Annotated in this window: 13 protein-coding genes and 3 pseudogenes; 8 read left to right on the forward strand and 8 right to left on the reverse strand. The window is 69.9% G+C overall.

Going from position 1 to position 17,272, the window contains the following annotated elements; translation table 11 throughout:
• Window positions 1–5 precede the first annotated feature (5 nt).
• From ACFZCP_RS41780 to ACFZCP_RS41795, 4 genes and pseudogenes are all read left to right on the forward strand, one after another.
• Window positions 6–3,359 (forward strand): AAA family ATPase, encoded by a 3,354-nt coding sequence (locus tag ACFZCP_RS41780; RefSeq protein WP_391441596.1) that lies wholly within the window; start codon window positions 6–8, stop codon window positions 3,357–3,359.
• A complete protein-coding gene (locus ACFZCP_RS41785; protein WP_391441598.1) occupies window positions 3,356–4,390 on the forward strand; it encodes a hypothetical protein in 1,035 nt (344 codons plus the stop codon). The genes ACFZCP_RS41780 and ACFZCP_RS41785 overlap by 4 nt, the downstream gene beginning before the upstream one ends.
• A 122-nt stretch (window positions 4,391–4,512) precedes the next feature.
• Window positions 4,513–4,674, forward strand: a pseudogene (locus ACFZCP_RS41790) (hypothetical protein); the annotation flags it as partial.
• 320 nt (window positions 4,675–4,994) lie between these two features.
• Window positions 4,995–5,453 (forward strand): hypothetical protein, encoded by a 459-nt coding sequence (locus ACFZCP_RS41795; RefSeq protein ID WP_391441600.1) that lies wholly within the window; start codon window positions 4,995–4,997, stop codon window positions 5,451–5,453.
• Window positions 5,454–5,586: 133 nt separating this feature from the next.
• On the opposite strand, the gene ACFZCP_RS41800 is transcribed toward ACFZCP_RS41795, so the two are convergent.
• The gene (locus tag ACFZCP_RS41800; protein ID WP_391441604.1) at window positions 5,587–6,462 is read right to left on the reverse strand and encodes a LysR substrate-binding domain-containing protein; all 876 of its coding nucleotides are present in this window, start codon (window positions 6,460–6,462) and stop codon (window positions 5,587–5,589) included.
• Window positions 6,463–6,584: 122 nt separating this feature from the next.
• Between ACFZCP_RS41800 and ACFZCP_RS41805 the strand changes: the two genes are divergently transcribed.
• The 3 genes and pseudogenes from ACFZCP_RS41805 to ACFZCP_RS41815 all read left to right on the forward strand — a co-directional run.
• Window positions 6,585–7,583: a zinc-binding dehydrogenase gene (locus tag ACFZCP_RS41805; RefSeq protein ID WP_391441606.1), complete on the forward strand. Its 999-nt coding sequence runs from the start codon at window positions 6,585–6,587 to the stop codon at window positions 7,581–7,583.
• Window positions 7,580–7,996 carry a nuclear transport factor 2 family protein gene (locus tag ACFZCP_RS41810; protein WP_391441609.1) on the forward strand — a complete coding sequence of 139 codons (417 nt, stop codon included), beginning with the start codon at window positions 7,580–7,582 and terminating at the stop codon, window positions 7,994–7,996. The genes ACFZCP_RS41805 and ACFZCP_RS41810 overlap by 4 nt, the downstream gene beginning before the upstream one ends.
• Window positions 7,971–9,000, forward strand: a pseudogene (locus ACFZCP_RS41815) (IS701 family transposase); the annotation flags it as partial. The gene ACFZCP_RS41810 and the pseudogene ACFZCP_RS41815, both read left to right, overlap by 26 nt.
• Window positions 9,001–9,168: 168 nt before the next feature.
• Here ACFZCP_RS41815 and ACFZCP_RS41820 read toward each other — a convergent pair.
• Window positions 9,169–10,134, reverse strand: a complete 966-nt coding sequence (locus ACFZCP_RS41820) for a hypothetical protein (RefSeq protein WP_391441611.1) — start codon at window positions 10,132–10,134, stop codon at window positions 9,169–9,171.
• A 179-nt stretch (window positions 10,135–10,313) separates the two neighbouring features.
• Window positions 10,314–11,225, reverse strand: coding sequence for a helix-turn-helix domain-containing protein (locus ACFZCP_RS41825; RefSeq protein ID WP_391441614.1), 912 nt, complete (start codon window positions 11,223–11,225; stop codon window positions 10,314–10,316).
• A 141-nt stretch (window positions 11,226–11,366) separates the two neighbouring features.
• On the opposite strand from ACFZCP_RS41825, the gene ACFZCP_RS41830 reads away from it, so the two are divergent.
• A complete protein-coding gene (locus ACFZCP_RS41830; RefSeq protein ID WP_391441617.1) occupies window positions 11,367–11,876 on the forward strand; it encodes an SRPBCC family protein in 510 nt (169 codons plus the stop codon).
• 134 nt (window positions 11,877–12,010) lie between these two features.
• On the opposite strand, the gene ACFZCP_RS41835 is transcribed toward ACFZCP_RS41830, so the two are convergent.
• The 5 genes and pseudogenes from ACFZCP_RS41835 to ACFZCP_RS41855 form a co-directional block, all read right to left on the reverse strand.
• The gene (locus ACFZCP_RS41835; protein ID WP_391441619.1) at window positions 12,011–13,024 is read right to left on the reverse strand and encodes a helicase associated domain-containing protein; all 1,014 of its coding nucleotides are present in this window, start codon (window positions 13,022–13,024) and stop codon (window positions 12,011–12,013) included.
• A 610-nt stretch (window positions 13,025–13,634) separates the two neighbouring features.
• A complete protein-coding gene (gene tpg / locus ACFZCP_RS41840; protein ID WP_391441622.1) occupies window positions 13,635–14,192 on the reverse strand; it encodes a telomere-protecting terminal protein Tpg in 558 nt (185 codons plus the stop codon).
• A 5-nt stretch (window positions 14,193–14,197) separates the two neighbouring features.
• Window positions 14,198–16,306, reverse strand: a complete 2,109-nt coding sequence (tap, locus tag ACFZCP_RS41845; RefSeq protein ID WP_391441625.1) for a telomere-associated protein Tap — start codon at window positions 16,304–16,306, stop codon at window positions 14,198–14,200.
• Window positions 16,307–16,362: 56 nt separating this feature from the next.
• A complete protein-coding gene (locus ACFZCP_RS41850; RefSeq protein WP_391441641.1) occupies window positions 16,363–17,190 on the reverse strand; it encodes a Helicase associated domain protein in 828 nt (275 codons plus the stop codon).
• Window positions 17,187–17,272 (reverse strand): annotated as a pseudogene (locus tag ACFZCP_RS41855) (IS5/IS1182 family transposase); the annotation flags it as partial. The gene ACFZCP_RS41850 and the pseudogene ACFZCP_RS41855, both read right to left, overlap by 4 nt.

The raw sequence follows: 17,272 nt of genomic DNA on the forward strand, positions 1-17,272 counted from the left end.
CACATATGCGTCCCGTTCGCCTGGAGCTCAACGGCTTCGCCGGCTTCCGCGCACCCGCCGTGGTCGACTTCACCGACACCGACTACTTCGCCCTCGTCGGCCCCACCGGTTCAGGCAAGTCCACCATCCTCGACGCGCTGACGTTCGCCCTGTACGGCTCGGCCTACCGGTGGGGACGCAGCAACGCCATCGCCTACGCGCTCGCCCCCACGAGCAACCGGTGCACGGTCTCGCTCACCTTCGACGTCGGCTCGCAGCGCTACCAGGTCGCCCGCGAGGTCCGTCGCGTCGGCCAGACCATCCAGCAGAAGTCCGTCAGCCTGGTGCAGTTCACCGACCCCACCGCCACCGTGGTCGAGGCAGACGGGCCGCAGCCCGAAGTACTGGCCGGGGAAATCAAGGAACTCAACCCCATCATCGAGAAGTTGCTCGGCCTGTCCTTCGACGACTTCTGCCAGTGCGTCGTCCTGCCCCAGGGCGACTTCGCCCGCTTCCTGTCCGCCAACGCCAGCGCACGGCAGCAGATCCTCCTCAAACTCCTCGGCGCCGCCCAGTACGAAGGCATCGGCAAACGCGCAGGCGCCCAGGCCGACCAAGCAGCCAACGAAGTCCAGATCCTCAACGACCAGCTGAGCCGGCACGCCGACGCCACCCCTGAAGCCGAGGCCGCCGCACAGGCGCGTGTCGAGGCACTTGAACACCTGGCCGTCACTGTCGACCAACTCGTGCCCCAGATCACCGAGGCACACACCCGCGCGCACGAGGCCGACGCCCGAGCCGACACGCTGCGCGACGAAACCGCTCTGCTGACCTCCATCCGCACCCCCGACGGCATCGAAGAGCTGCAACGTCAGGCCACCCAGGCACAGGCAGCGGCCCGGCAGGCCCGTGATGACGCCGACGCGGCCGCCCAGGCCCTCTCCGACGCCACCAAAGAGGCCCAGTCCCGGCCCCAGCGCAGTGACCTGACCCTCTCCCACGACCGGTACGCCGAGAAGGCAGCCCTGGTGGGGCGCCGCAACGGCGTCATCGCCGATGCGGAGCGCGCCCAGGGGGAGGTGACGCAGCGCGAAGAACAGCTGCAGGCGTCGAAGGACGCCGTCGACGAGGCACGCCGCGTCGCCGAGGAGACCCGTGAGCGCCGCGACCACGCCCGGCAGACGCACGAAAAACTGCAGCATCGCCGACAACTACTCGCTGCCGTCCGCACCCCGGACGGCGTCACCGACCTGACCAGCCGCGCGGCCGCTCGTGCCGGCGAAGTCGAAGCCGCCGCCGGGCAGCTGGCCGCGGCCCGGGACCGGCACGAGCAGGCTGCCCGTGCGCTGGCCGCCGCCGGCGATGGCAGCCGCCTCACGGACGCGCACCAGACCCTCGACCAACTCATCGACGTCATCGGCATGCTCACCGACGCCACCGGCGAACTGGACGCCTGTGCCGAGACGACCAGCCGGACCGCGGAGGCGGTGGCCGGCGCACAGGCACGCCTGAACGCGGCCACGTCCGCGCTCGAGCAGGCCCAAGCCCTCGCCGGTGCCGCCCAGTTGCGCCCCCAGCTTCAGGTGGACCATGACTGCCCGGTCTGCGAGCAGAACGTCACCACCCTCCCGCCGCCGCTGTCCGACCCCGCGCTTGACGAAGCCGAGGAGGCGCGGGCCGCGGCCGCGAAAGAGCACCGTGACCTGCTGGTCCAACACGAGGACGCCAATACGAAGGCCGCCGACAAACAGCGAACCGTCGACCAACTCACCACCCAGCGCTCCCTGCTCGACACGAGGCTGGCCACGCTGCTGCCCGGCCGCCCTGCCGGTACCGACCGCGACTGCACCGCCGACCGCGCCCAACTCGACGAACTCACCGCATTCCGCGATCAGTTGACCGCCGATGAGCAGCAGATCCGTGACACGCTGCAGACGGCCCAAACCGCGCACGATTCCGCCACGGCGGCTGTGGCCGCGCTGCAGCGAGAACTCGACCGGGCCCGCAACGCCCTGCACTCGACGCTGGGCACGGTGGCCGCCCTCGATCCGCCGGCAGCCGACACCGACGACCTGACCGCGGACTGGGCTGGCCTGGAGGTTTGGGCCCGCACCCAGACCGCCACCGCAGAATGCGATCTCGAAGCCGCCGCAGCCGAAACCGCCGACGCCGAAAGGGCCCACTCGGACGCCACCATTGCGCGGGAGGCAGCCGACCGTGCGCAGGCCGACGCCCAGACCGCCCTCACCGCAGCCGTCCGGGACGCCGCAACCGCCAACCTTGCAAAAACGAACCTGACCGGCCGCCTGAGCGAACTCGATACGCTCCTGGACCAGGCGCCGCCGGAAGACGAACTGCCGGCCATGTTCGAGGAATGCGCCCGCCTCGAGGCGGCCGTGAAGACAGCCACCGCTGACGCCGGCCACACACGAGAGACAGCCAAGGCAGCGGCGGCCGAGCAGGAACAGTGGCAAGACCGCACCGCTAAAGCCCGATCCGTGCTGACCATCAGCCGGGATACGGTGGCAGCGCTGAATCCACCGAGCCTCGACACTGACGACCTCGCCGCCGCCTGGTCCGCCCTGACCGGCTGGGCCAGCCGCGCGGTCAGCGACCGGCAGGCCGCCACCGCGCGCGCCGAATCCGACGCACAGACCGCCCACGCCGAAGCCGGCCAGCTCCTGGACCGCCTGGAGACACTCCTGCGCGACAACGACCTGGATCCCCACGACCTCGGCGACGACCCAGGGCGTGCCGCACAGGCCCCGCGGATAGTCGCGGTCACCGCCGAACGCGCCCGCGGCCAGGTCGAAACGATCCGACGCAGCCGTGCCGACGCCGCCTCAATACAAGAAAAGATCGAGACCGCCCGCACCAGGCAACAGGTGGCCGCCGAGCTCGCCCGGCTGATGCGGTCCAACAAGTTCCCCCAGTGGCTCGCCAACTCAGCCCTCGACACCCTGGTGGCCGGCGCCACCCAGTCACTGCGCCAACTGTCAGGCGATCGCTTCGACCTTAGCCACCAAAAGGGTGAGTTCTACGTCATCGACCACTTCGACGCCGACTCCACGCGCTCGGTGCGCACCCTGTCCGGCGGCGAAACCTTCCAGGCCAGCCTGGCTCTCGCACTGGCCCTCTCCGACCAACTGGCCGGCCTGGGCGGCGCCACGAAACTGGAATCCATCTTCCTCGACGAAGGGTTCGGCACCCTCGACGCCGATTCGCTCCAGACCGTCGCCGACACCCTGGAAAACCTTGCCCAGGGAGAGCGAATGGTCGGAGTGATCACTCACGTCACCGCACTCGCCGAACAGATCCCGGTCCAGTTCCACGTCCAGCGCGACACCCGCACTTCCACCGTCACCCGGCAGGGCACATGACCAGCGCAGCACAGGCCTCCCGCATGCGGTTCCACGTCGACGGCTGGGACCCCACCTACGGCTCCAGCGTCGAGAACGCCGAAAACGGTATCGCCGACTCCACCGCCAAGGTCACCCCCCACACCGAGCTCGCCCCGGCCGACTGGAAACCCATCTCGCCCTCCCAGGTATCCGCCCCAGGCGCGGTCCTGTTCGTCGACGGCGTCCGCCGCGTCGAGGCCCGCATCTGGATCGAACAGCCCCCCTCCGCCGAACCGGCCACCAGCCCAGGCAACACCGTCCGGGACGCCCGGATGGCCCTGTGCGCCTCCTACGCGGCAGGCATCGTCTGCTGCTGCCCCGACCGCGGCGCACACCTGCTGACCATCGACTACCGGCGCGGCCTGTTCACCACCGCCACCAACGCCGCCGACGTGCCCACCACCGCCGGCACCTACAAGGCCACCATCACCCCCGACGACGAGGACCAGAACCTTGCCGTGCTGCTCTCCACGGCACTGCAACGCCAACTCACTGATCTCGAAGTCCTCGTCGCCACCCGCGCCCGCACCGCCCTGACCGGCCACGGCGTCCCCGAAGACTCGGACCTCCTGGTCGTGGACGGCCCGCTACGCGGCCGCACCCACCTGCCGCGCGCCCTGGGATTCATCAAGTCCCACCGCACCGCCTACCTGCCGCCGGACCTGCACGCCATGATCGCCATCCTGGCCCCCGGCGAACGCAGCCCGGTGTTCTTGATGGGCACCTCCTGGGACCGCCACGCCTGGTACCTGCGCCTGCCTTGCACTCCCGGCGCCCCGTGGGCCGGGGTAGTACGGCTGGAATGCGCCGCCGACATCCCTGCCGCCGCGGCGATCGAGCTGGCTAACCTCTCCCAGGCCCTCCTGCCGCGGTACGCCAGCATCGAGTACAAAGACACCCGGGCCCCGCAGAACCTGGTACCGGTCGCCGGACTGGAGAGAGAACTACGCCGCCACCTGGGCAACCCCGTCCTGCTCAGCCGCGCCCTACGCGTGGCATCGGCAAACTGAACCGCGCAAACCCGCCAGCTCCACGCCCGCAACGTCAGCAACCCGCCCACACTGCCGAGTAGATCTCCCTGCAACGCCCCAATGACCGCCTCACCAGCTCATGCCCCGGAGCGGCACCCTCCATGGCCACCACAACCCTCGAACTGCGCCCCCACCCAAAGGAAGCCGTCTCGGCGGCCACCCGCGTCCTCGGCAACCACCCCCGCGCGAGCGTGATCGCCGCTTGCGGCACCGGCAACACGCTCATCGCCGCCCGCACCACCGCCCGCATCGCCCCGCGCGGACGGGTTGTGGTGCTGCTGCCGACGCTGGACCTGCTGTCCCAGACGATCCGCTCCTGGCACCTGGCCGGCCGCAAGGGCACCACGGTGGCGGTGTGCTCGGCCCGCCAGGCCCTCGACCACGAACCGCTCGGCGCCGACACCCCCCTCACCACCGACCCCGGCGAGCTCACCGCCCTGGCCACCCCACCGCGCCCCGGCCCGGTCACCGCCTACGCCTCCCTGCCCGCCGTGGTCGCCGCCCACCGCGACCACCACCTGCCTCCCCCCGCCTCTGGGATCCCGACGACGCCCAGGACAGTGATGCGGAAGCCGTGGCCTCCATGGACGACGAAACCCTGTTCGGCCCCGTCGCCTACCGACTGCCCCTCTCCGACGCCATCGACCTCGGCCTGCTCGCCGACTACCAGATCCTCGTCCCCGTCGTCACCGACGAAGACCTGGGCGACTGGCTCGTCACCGGCCCCGGCCCCGGCGCCGGCGTCGACGGTCTGCGCCTGGCCGGCCGCCAGGTCGCCGCACTGCGCGCCATCCACGACCACCATGTGCGCCGCATCCTCACCTTCCACCACCGCGTCGCCGACGCCCGCGCCTTCGCCACCACCCTGCACGAGACCGCCAAGCTCCTCCCCACCGAGCTGCGGCCCGAAGGATTGTGGGCGGACTGGATCAGCGGCAACCACACCCCCCAGGACCGCCGCCTCCTGCTGGAGTTCGCCTCCCACACCGACCCCCACACCCCGGCCGTCCTGTCCAACACCCGCCCGAGACGGCGTGCTTGAACGCCGTTCCATAGGGTGGGACGCTGAGCCGGCACAACCTAACCCCGAGCGGTACCGGCAGATGCGCGACGAACACGGCGCGCGTGGGCACCGCTTGGTGCAGTTCAGCGCCAAGCGGGTCGGCTGGTCCCGGTCAGGCTGCCGGGGCGGTCAGGACGGCCTTGGCCGCCAGCCGGAGATTCCTGATCATCGGATTCGGGTCGTCCTTGCGGCTGACCAGGACGACCTGGCTGGGGGGAGCGCCCTCGATCGGGACGGTGACGAGGTCGGGACGCAGTGAGCTACGCCGATCGCCGACCGGTAGCACAGCGATCACCCTGCCACTCGCGACGAGTTCGAGCTTGTCCTCGTAGCTCTCGATCGGCGGCACGCCGGCCCCGAGGATCCGGTAGGAAGTCCAGTCCGCGGTTTCGAACGCGCACGGCGCCGCCTCCTCGCCGGCCAGTTCTTCCGCGCTCACCGACGCGCGGTCGGCCAAGGGATGGCCGCGCGGGACCACGAGCATCCGGGGCTCCTCGTACAGCGGGGTGGTGAACACGTCGTCGGCGGCAAGTGGCAGCGGGGTCCGCGCGATCAGGGCGTCGACGCGCTTGTCGGACAGCGCCCCGACGTCGCGGCAGCTCAGGTACCGGGTGGCGATCTCGGCGTCCGGGCAACGGCGGCGCAGTTCCCGTACGGCGGCAGTGATCACCAGGTCTTCGACGTAGCCGATGGCGATTCGTTCGGTCTCGGCTTGTTCACGCACGGCCAGCTCGGCCTGGCGGGCGGCCTGCAGCAGGGCTTGGGCCCGGGGGAGGAACCTCTGGCCGGCCGGAGTGAGCCGGGTGCCCTGGGGTACGCGGTCCAGCAGTCGTGCGCCGAGATACTTCTCGAGCCGTTGAATCTGGCGGCTCAGTGCCGGCTGGGCCACGTGCAAGTCGGCGGCGGCCCGGCCGAAGTGCTGGTGCGCCGCCACCACGGTGAAGTAGCGCACCAGCCGCAGTTCCAGGTCCTGTCCGAGGTCGTTCACCCTTCCAGCGTACGCGTCATGCCGTTTCGGAATGACTAGGTTGCCGAACCGGTCTTGGACGGCAATGCCGTCCTGGGCCTTGACTGAAGGAGCAACGTTTCCCCAGGAAAGCGACAGGCGCGATGAAGGCGATCCAGTTCCACGAAGCGGGCGGGCCGGAAGTTTTGCAGTATGACGAGGTGCCGGTTCCCGAGATCGGCCCGGGCGAGGTGCTCGTCCGGGTGCACGCGGCGGGCATCAACCCGCCGGACTGGTACCTGCGTGAGGGGATGAAGGTCATGCCGGCCGAGATGAGGCCGGCGCTGGAGTTCCCCCTGATCCCCGGAACGGACATGTCGGGCGTGATCCAGGAGGTCGCTCCGGACGTGCTGGGGTTCGCCGTCGGTGACGAGGTCTTCGGCATGCTGCGGTTCCCCGGATTCGACGGCCGGACGTACGCCGAGTACGTGGCCGCGCCGGCTTCGGACCTGGCTCACAAGCCGGCCGGTATCGACCACGTGCAGGCGGCTGGGGCGCCGATGGCCGTGCTTACGGCCTGGCAGTACCTGGTTGATCTCGGCCACGACGTGCCGTCTCCTTTCACCGGCCAGGTGCACCAGCCAGTGCCGATCACGCCAGGCATGACCGTGCTGGTCAACGGGGCCGCCGGTGGAGTGGGCCACTTCGCGGTGCAGCTGGCGAAATGGAAGGGGGCACACGTAATCGCGGTGGCCTCGGGCCGGCACGAGCAGTTCCTGCGCAAGCTCGGCGCCGATGAGTTCATCGACTACACCAGAACGCAGGCCGCGGACGTGGTCAGCGGTGTCGACCTGGTGATCGACACCGTCGGTGGCCCGGACAGCTCACGCTTCCTGACCGTGCTCAAGCGCGGCGGCACCATGCTTCCGGTGTTCTTCGCCCAGTACGACCCGGAAGAGACGGCGAGTCTGGGCATCACAGTCTCGGACATTCAGGTGCGTTCCAACGGCCCCCAGCTCGCCGAGATCGGGCGCCTGCTCGACGAGGGCAAGCTCCAGGTCGGGGTGGACAGCACCTACCCGCTGCCCGAGGCGGACAGCGCACACACGCGAGCCGCGCAGGGCCACCTCCAAGGCAAGATCGTGCTGACGGTGGTCTCGTGATCGCCGAACTCCAGCAGGCGGTGGCGAACTACGCCCACGCCCTAGACGAGCTGAATGTGCCCGAGCTGGAAGCGGTCATGACCGAAGACACCACCTGGACCTTCACAATGCCCGGACAGGGAGTGCTCGGCCCGGTCGCCGGACGCGCGGCGGTGCTCGACTTCATCCGTGACGGGCACACGGCCCAGACCGGAAGGGTGCGGCACCACCTGGGCAATGTCGTGGTCACGACGACGGACGCCGCCACCGCTGAGGTGCGGGCCTATCTGGTGCAGACGAAGAACACCGGCGAGAGCATCCAGATGATCTCGACCGGGGTCTACACGTTCGGCCTGCGCCGGTCCGACGGTGGGTGGCGGATCGCCGAGCTCACCCTGATGCTGGACAACGCTGGCCGAACAGGCCGGTCATGACGGTCCGGACCGACATCCACCGGTTGCTGAACCGGATCGAGTGGGACGCCGGCGAGGTCCTCGACGATGTGCGTCAGTATGTGGTTGACAACCTCGGTGACCGGGACGCGGTGCTCGTCGTGGACGACACGGGCTTCCTGAAGAAGGGACTTCGGTCGGCCGGAGTGCAACGGCAGTACTCAAGTACTGCCGGGCGGACGGAGAACTGCCAGATCGGCGTGTTCCTCGCCTATGCCACCGATCACGGGCGGACACTGATCGACCGCCGGTTGTATCTGCCCACCTCGTGGACGGACGACCGTGAGCGCTGCAGCCGTGCCGGCATCAGCGACGAGGTCGTCTTCGAGACCAAGGTGGCCATGGCCAAGGCGATGGTCCGCCGTGCGATCAGCGACCGGATTCCCTTCCGGTGGGTGACCGGGGATGCCGCCTACGGCTTCAGCAAGGGCCGGCGGTTCGAGCTGGAGCGGGCCGATGTCTTCCACGTCATGGCCACCACCCGGCACGACACCGTCGTCACCCACTGGGCTCTTGATCATCCCGTGCACGACCTGTTCGACGGTCTGCCGTGGCAGAAGTGGAAGCGACGCTCCTGCGGGAACGGTGCTCATGGCCTGCGGATCTACGACTGGGCAAGGGTGGAGGTGAGGCCCTGGCACCGGCCGGACCGCCGCCACTGGGTGATCGCCCGCCGCAGCGTCAGCCGGCCCGGAGATGTCTCCTACTGCATCGCCTACTGCCCGGCCGAGACCACCCTGGACGAGCTGATCCGCATCGCCGGCAGCCGATGGGCCATCGAGGAGTGCTTCGAGAGCGCTAAGCAGGAGTGCGGCCTGGACGACTACCAGGTCCGCCGCTATCCCGGCTGGCACCGTCACATGACCCTCGCCGTGGCCGCCCATGCCTGCCTGACCGTCCTGCGAGCCCGCGAACTGGATACCGGGAAAGCAGAAACGGATCCTCCCAGCTCATCCACCTCAGCCTCGCCGAGATCAGATGCCTGATCACCCGCCTCACGGACCGGCGGCCCACACCCGTCGACCACATCCTTCACTCGTCAGCCTGGCGCCGCAGACGCCAGTACCAAGCCCGCATCAGCCACTACAAGCAACGCGGGCACAGCCCCTGAACCTGCCCAGCAATCAACACACAGACCGTTGCAGTACTAGGTCCTACCGGTCCAGGTGGGCGAGGATCAGGTTGGGGTCCTTGGCGGTGAGCCAGCCGGCGTTCAGCACGTAGACGGTGTGACCGCGCAGGGCGATGGAGGTAGGGTTCTGCAGGCCGTCTCCCGAGGTCAGCACGGTGGAGTGGGTGCCGTCGGACTGGACGAGCGCGACTTCGTTCGGTGTGTCGAGGGCGGCCAGGAACTGGTCGCCGCGGCCGGTGAAGGCGATGTCATCGATCCCCGGCATACCGTCGGCCCGAGTCTGAATCATGCCGGCGCCTCCGTCCCGGAGGATGGGGATGCGCAGGACGGTGCCCTTGTCGAGGTTGGTGGCCCAGACCGCACCGTTGTGGATCTTCAGGCCGTTGGCGCCGAGGTATCCGGTGGGGGCCAGTTCGGGGGCGGTGGACCATGCGGTGGGGGTGCCACCGGTCGTGGGCACGCTCCAGATGGTGCCGAGCGCGGAGTCGGCGGCGTAGAGGGTGTGGGTGCTCTGGTCGAGTGCCAGGCCGTTGGGCAGGCCGTTCGCGGGCAACGCGGCGATCCGCTGCGGTTGCCCGCCGGGGCGCAGGCGCCATACGCCGGTGAGGTCGGCGGTCCCGGTGGCGTACAGGAAGTACAAGGTTCCGTCGTGGGCTCGGACGATGCCGACGGTCAGCGGGAAGCCCAGGGCCGGGGTGTGGACACCGGCGTCGGCGGGCTCGGGCAGGGTGGCCAGGATCCGGACGGCTCCCCCGGGGGAGACCTCGGCGATCTGGCGGCCCTTGGCGAAGCTGACGTACGCGCGGCCCCCCGGTGCCAGGGCGACATTCTCCGGCGTCTGGCCCTTGGCCAGGTCGAAGTGCGCGGCGATCCGCGCACTGCTCAGTGGCGCGGAGACGGCCGAGGCCGGAGCGGGGCTGAGCGCCGCCGCAGCGGCCGCGACCAGGGCGCCTACTGCCACGGCGGAGGTGGAGAGCTTCTTGAACATGGTTCCTTCTCTGATTTTCGGGGTTCTGGGGCATGGCGCAGCAGTACTGCGACGCACGGTGGGAACAGGCGGGTTCTTGTGGCGGGGCGGCTGCCCGCGGCAGAGCGGGCCGGCGGCCCTGCCTGGATGGGACGGGCGCCGACTCGCTGTGGCCGAGCGCCCGGTGACGTGGTGTGAGGTCAGGTCTTGTCGGTGCGGGGCCGCGTCTGCACCGGGTCGGAGGAGGGGCCGGCCTGCGTGGTGGCCTCGCTGATCGCCTGGGCGAGCAGGGCGAGCGCGGCCCGCGAGGGTGAGCCCGGTTCCGTGGTGGCGACGACCACGCTGGGGCCCGGCCCACTGCTCAGGGTCTGCTGAATGACCGTCAGGGACCCGACCAGCGGATGGCGCATCTCGTAGGGGGCGACGGTACAGGCCCTGATGCGGTGGTCGGCCCACATCGAGGCGAACTCAGCGCTCTTCGCGGACAGTTCGCCCAGGAGCGCGTGCAGTGCCACGTCCTCCGGATGCTGGGCCGCCACTATCCGGAGATTCCCGACCGCCGCCCTGGCTTTGCTCGGCCAGTCCGCGTACAGGTCACGGACATGCGAGTCGAGGAACACCAGCCTGGCCATGTTGGGGCGCTGCGCCGGCAGGTCAGGGGCGCCGGGGTCCAGGTGTCCGGCGAACATCGCGTGGCCCAGGCTGTTCCACGCCAGCACGTCGCTGCGCCGGCCGAGCACGATCGCGGGAACGTCGCCCAGCACGTTCAGCAACTGCCACATGGCGTCCGTCACCCGCTCCGGCGCCGGCCGCCGGCCCCGGGTGCGCTGCCGGTCCGCTCGGGCCAGGTCGTGCAGGTGTCGCCGCTCGGACTCGTCCAGCCGAAGGGCCCTGGCGATCGCATTCAGAACCTCAGGCGATGCACTCAGTGACTGCCCCTGCTCCAGGCGGGTGTAGTAAGAGGCGCTCACGCCCGCCAGCAGCGCCAGCTCCTCCCGTCGAAGACCCGGCACACGCCGGCGCTCCCCGTAGGTGGGCACCCCGACATCCTCCGGGCGAAGCTGGGAGCGCCGCGTCTGCAGGAAGTCCCCGAGTTGCGTCTTTCCGTCCATGGCTCCGAGTGTGGACCGCCGTTCAACACCCAGCCTGACCCGGCTGTGGATAGGCAACGGCGGGTCTGGATCCCCGCCCGCGCCATCGATGAAGTGGGAGGCAGCCGAATCCGGCACCCCGTGCGCACCCAGGAGGCCGCCTTGAGCATCACCGTCACCGAGAACGACCCCTTCGACGCTCTGGATGCGGCAGACTTCGCCTTCGCCAGGCGGGCCTGGGTCGACGCGGCGCCCGCCCGCGTCTACGAACTGGTCAGTGATGTGTCCGCGATCAGCCGCTGGAGCCCCAACGCCGGCGACGTCTCTTTCGACCCGGGTGCCGGCCCCTGGGACGGCGCCTGGTTCAGTGGCCGCAACCACAGGGACGGCAAGGAGTGGACCAGCCGCTCCCAGATCGTGCACGCCGATCCCGGGGCGGCTTTCGGCTTTGTCGTCGGCGGCGCGGAGAACGGCATCGTGCACTGGGAATGGACCTTCACCCCCCAGGGACGCGGAACCGTCGTCCAGCAGTCCTGGACACTGCTTCGCCTCGACCCGGTGCTGGGCACCACTCGCGCCGAACTGGACGCGCTCCGTCGCTACATGATCAACAGCGTCGAAACCACACTCACCACCCTCGCCCAGCGGCTCGCCGAAGAACGCTCGAGCTGACGCGCCATGCCGAGGCTGGCCCGCAAACCGGGGACGACCTTCAGCGCCCCAGGAGGCTCGCCCACCGATTCCGGTTGGCTGCACCGCCTTGCCCGAGCAGCCGGGCCTGCTCGCTCTTGAGCTGGGCGAACCGGTCACGGATGTGCGACAACCTCAAGGACGGCGCCCTCGACTGCGGCACCACCTTGTGCGTCGCCGGATTCGCCACGCACCTGACCGGCTACACCATCAACGCCCCCCCCGACGAGACCGACGAGGTCCGCGTCACCAAGCCCGGCCGCCCCTCGGCCTCCATCTCCGCCGCGGCCTGCACCGAACTCGACTTGAGCGACAACGACGCCACCTGGCTCTTCTGGGGCGCCCGTACCCCCGCCCAAGTCCGTGCCGCCCTCAGTCAGCTCGCCGCCGGTGGGGGCGGTGTCCGGCGGCGCTCCGACCGAGATCTGCACCCATTTCCCCAGGGCGAAGGAACCGACTCGGGTGTCGCGTTGGGTGGCGAGGTGGCCGTGCTGGGCGGCGTAGGTGCGCGCGTGGGCCAGGCCGGCGGTGAAGGCGCCCTCGGCGTGCACGCTGTGGCCCCGCAGCCGTTTCTGAGTCGGCAGACCCTGTGTGCCCCCGGTTTTCCGACGCTGGTAGCCCGCGAGAACGTCGGCGAGAGGCCGGGGCCGGAGCGCCAAGGGGACCTGCCACAGCCGCTGTTCGTCGTCTCCACTGCCGCCCTTGGTACGGATGCACTGGTACGTCCAGGCAAACAGCGGTCCGTGGGTGCAGGCGGCCAGACGCTCGGTGAGCCACGGTCGCCGCAAGCGATGGCCCAGCTCGCTGGGCACGCAGGGCACATCAGCCAACCGGTAGGGCAGGTGACCACCACCGTCAGCAGCGACACGGAGCCGCCAGGCCGGGCTGGCCAGAAGCGTGGCCAGGGTGACGGTCTCGGGGTAGGTGACCAGATCCCGCGCCAGGATCCGCCACCGCTGCGGGTCCTCTCCCGCGGGCATGGCCGCATCCAGCCGCATCGGCCACAGGCGTTCCTCGGGCCACTTCTGCGCCCACCACCAGGCTGTGACCGCCTCAGCAACCTCGAATGCCGAACCAGCGATGGGGGAGTGGCGCAGCAGCCTGCGGTGATCCTCCTGCGCCTGGACCACTTCGGGGCATCCGGCCAACCCGACGACACGGCCCCCGCTGCCGGGCACGCCCATCAGCCAGTACCGGTGGCATGGGCAGACTCGCTGGTGCGCCGCCAGGTACACCCGGGCTGGTGCAACGCGACCGGTCCGCGCAGCCACACAGCCCGGGCACGCCGGACCCCAGGCGGCAACCGTCTCCACCCCGCTGTGGAGCCGCGCCGCCGGCCTCTCCTTCGAGGGGCCCAGCGGAGGGACCCAGCGGCTCCTCCCGCGTCCAGGCCGGCAACGCACGGCGTAAGCCCACCTGCGGCACACGACACAGCGCCGCGACCCGGTCCCGGGCCGAGGCGTTCAAGAACACCTCACTGTCGCCCCGTAGAGCCCCGTAGAGCCCCGACGACGCCCTGCCGGCCAGCCACTTCGGTAACCGACGACAGCAGACTCCGCACCGTCAGGCCGTACCTGTCCGCGATCCGCCCCAGGAACGACAGCGTCATCTCACCCTGCAGGGGAGCCACCCGAAAGGCACCCGCAGCCAGCAACAGCTTCCCCACCCATCCCGTGGCTTGTGACAACTCTCGTGCTTCGGCTCAACAAGCAGGTGCCGGGCCTGCGGTCGGTGTCGGGGTCAGTAGTCGAGGTCGAGGTAGTCGAGGTCGTTGAGGGTGACGTCGGAGAGTCCCAGGGCGCGGGCTCCGCCGTCTTGGAAGTAGATCTCTTTGAATCCTTCGGCGATGATCTGGCGCATCTGCTGGTCGCTGGCTCCTGCGTCACGGGCGTTGAACAGGCGCTGTGCGTAGGTGGGGGGCAGGTGGACGGTGAGCCGTCGGAATCTTCCGTCGTCGGTGGTGCCGATGGGTGCGGTGTAGCCGAATCTGGCCCTCGTCTCCACCGTGATGCCCGTGGTGGTGGCGGCTTGCTTGCGGCGGCGTCTGCGGACCTGGGGCTGCCAGCGCGCCCGTACGGCCGCGTCGATCCGTTCGGCGATCGCTTTGGGCGGGTGCTTGCGTTCGCCCTTGCGGTAGCGCTCCACCGACCGCTGGCTGACCCTGATCTCCTGGGCAACGGCTTTGGTCGTCCTGAGCTGCTTCATCAGGAAGTTGATGCGTGCCTGGAGTGTCTTGGGCGGCTGGCGGGTGAAGCCCTCCCGGTCGGCGCGTTCGATGGCGTCGTCGATCTCTCCCACAGCGCCTACTCGCCTTCGTCCAGGACGGCGTCGCCGCCCTTGATGTGCCGGGCCGGGTTGTAGCCCTTCTCCATCAGGTCGACCGCCCAGAGCATCGTCTGGACGCCCTCCAGCTTCGCCAGGCCCGGCGCGGGTCCGAGGCGGAAGGCGCCGGGCTGGGGCTTGCCGGAGGCGGCGTAGGGGAGGAAGTCCAGCGGGCTGTCCCCTGGCGAGGGGTAGACGACGCAGTCGGAGAGCACGGCGAGCGGGTACAGGCCCGTCATCGTGGCCATGTTGCGCAGTTTGCGGTGCATGTTGACCCGGGCCTTGGCGATGACGGCGGCGCGGATATCGGGGCGCCAGGTCGGCCGCTGAAGGGCCGGCCACCGCTCGCCCTCCTTGTACTTCTTGCCCTGCGGGCGCTCGCGCAGCTTGCCGATGCCGCCCTTGACGGTGGCCTTGATGGCGGCGAGGACGGCCGCCATCGCCGGGTCGGTGTCCTTGTGCCGCTCCATCGCCGCCAGGAACTCGGTGTCGGACAGGTCCCGGGTGACGCCGAGGTCGGCGAGGGTGTCGACGTAGGCGGTCTTGAGGCGGTCGTGCCACGGGTCCAGGTACGCGCCGGTCTCCCGGCGCAGGTACGCCTCCAACGGCTGGACGTTGAAGCCGAGCTCCTGCGCGTAGGCGACGGTGTGCGTCTGATACCAGGCAGGTTCCGTCGGCCGGGTGCCGTCCGGAGTGAAGGGCGACGGCAGACGCGGATCCACCTCGACGTGGGACAGGTCGACCAGCCAGCTCCCGGGGATCTTCGGGTTGAACCTCGGGCCCACGAAGTGGTCGGGGGCGGACAGTCCGACGACCAGGCGGGCCGCGGCCGCGAGGAACGCGGTGTTGAGGTCCAGGCCGACTGCGAAGGGCAGGGTGCACTCCTCATCGGTGAGCAGGTCCACCGGCCGCACCCACTGGTACGCCTCCTCATTGACAAAGCCGCCGGTCCATCCGGAGTTCACGACGACCGGGTGCTCAGCAGTGGCCTCCGGCGGCGCCGGATCCATCGGCTCCGTGCCCAGCGAGCCGGGGTTGTGGCCAGACACCCAGTTCCCGCTAGCTTCGTCGCGCACCGCACGGGTGGGCGGGCGCAGCGCCGTCATCAGCTCCAGCCCGGAGACGGCGGTGGAGCCGCGCGGGGTGATGACCCGCTGGGCGTACACGCTGAGGACGCGGGCGATGTCGGCCGGCTCCATCTCCGAGACGCCGGGCCAGGACCGCTCATCGAGGGCGTCCCAGGACAGGACCGCGAGTTGCACGCACTGCCGGTCGCGGCCCTGGGCCTTGCGGTAGATCCTTGCCCACGGGCCGAACCCGCGCTGGGTGAGCCGCCACTTCGCCTTCACCACCTGCTCGACCACCGGGTGGTCCTCCGGCAGGCGCAGGGAGCGGCGCTGCTCGTGGCCTTCCAGGCGCTCGGGCAGCCCGAGCTTCACGGCAGCCGCGGCGGTGAGCACGATCAGCGGATCGCTGTCCTTGCCGTAGCGGTTCAGCTTCGGCGCTCCGAGGCCCGACTCGCGCAGCGTCCACTCCACCAGCTCCACCACGGTGCTCGCCGGGCAGTCCAGCACGATCCCGTCCACGCCGTACGCGCAGCCGTCACCGTCCAGGACCGCGAGGGGCCCGTGCGCGAAGCGTGGGTCGCCTGCGGGCTGCGCCGCCTTCTTCGTGGCCGGACGCCGCGATGTCGCAGCGGGCCGGATGGCGGGGCGCGCCAGCGCCGCAGCCGCAACGGCGGGAGCCTGCGGGGCATCTGCCGTCTCCCTCCTGGACGCGGCCGGTTCGGTAGACGCCGCGGGCGCCATTGCGGCAACCGAGGCTGTCGGAGCTGCGTCGGGGGCGGGGTACTTCGCCGCCCATCCGTTCAGCAGCCGCTGGTATGCGTCCAGGCGCGGCGACTTCGGCTCGCTGCGGCCGTTCTCCCAGTTCTTCACTGACTGGGTCGTGGTCTTCAACGCGGTGGCGAGGCGGGCCTGGGTGATACCGGCAGCCTCACGCAGCCGGGCACGCTCCGCCGGAGGCGGGAGGCGCGGCTCCTCGTTCAACAGAGCGTCGACGGACGCGAACAGCTCTTCCTCAGATGCCATGACCCTGCACCCTCACTCCAGGCAAGCATTGCTTAACCACAAACTTATCCCGTTCTTTAGCCTTCCAGGGCCCATTCCAGCCCTAGCGCGGCGAGTGCAGAGAGCTTGTCGGTGGTGAGCTTCGCGCGGCGGCCTTTCTGATTCATGATCCACACTCCAAGCCGGACCTCGGCCCCGTCCTCCAGTAGCTCTACATGGGCCCTGGGGACCTTCACGGAGCCTGTGCGGGCTCTGTACTGCGCGAGGGCCGCCACGCCCCGCTCGAACGTCGTGGAAGCCCTTGTTGGCTTCTCTGGCGCCGGGGCGAGCGGTGTGATGCCGAGCTGCTCCAGGCGCTCGCGCTGTCCGTCGGTCAGGGCCTGCCAGACCTTCGGCGTCCGCTGCCGGGCCAGCCACTTGCCGATGTCCATGCCGTGGACCGTGACGCCGGGCAGGACTTCCGCCTGGCCCTCTTCGTCGGCCACCAGCTCGCGCAGGGCGGCGTAGTGCCGCTGCCAGTTGGCCGGCCACGACGGGTTCCAGTCCTCGTCGACCTCCTTGAGCGCTGTCTCCCACTCGGGGTGGCCGTCCAGCGCACCGGGGCGGCGCAAATTGCTCAACCACTGTCCTACCGGTCTGGACAGGGCCACTGCGGCCCTCGGAGCACAGAGGGTCCAGTGCTGGTCGTAGTACGCCTTGGCGGCCTCCAGGTTCTCCTGGAACCGCTCATCGGCCAGGGACCAGACCATGCCGAGCTTCTCCAGCCGCTGGGCGCGCAGGCCGGTCATCTGCCCCGCGCCGTAGGCCCGTCGCTGTTCCGCCACCCATGACCCAAGAGGGTATGCGCCCTCTTTGTGACTATACGGGACTCGGGCATGCTGCTCACGCTCAGTGAGCTTCTTCAGCGCTGCCGCTCCAGAGTGAGGATGGCCTTGGCGATTGACGTCATGCGGTTGGGGCTGCATCGGGACCTGCGGAAGATTCGCC

The sequence above is a fragment of the Streptomyces sp. NPDC007971 genome (assembly GCF_042958635.1).
Taxonomy (GTDB): domain Bacteria; phylum Actinomycetota; class Actinomycetes; order Streptomycetales; family Streptomycetaceae; genus Streptomyces.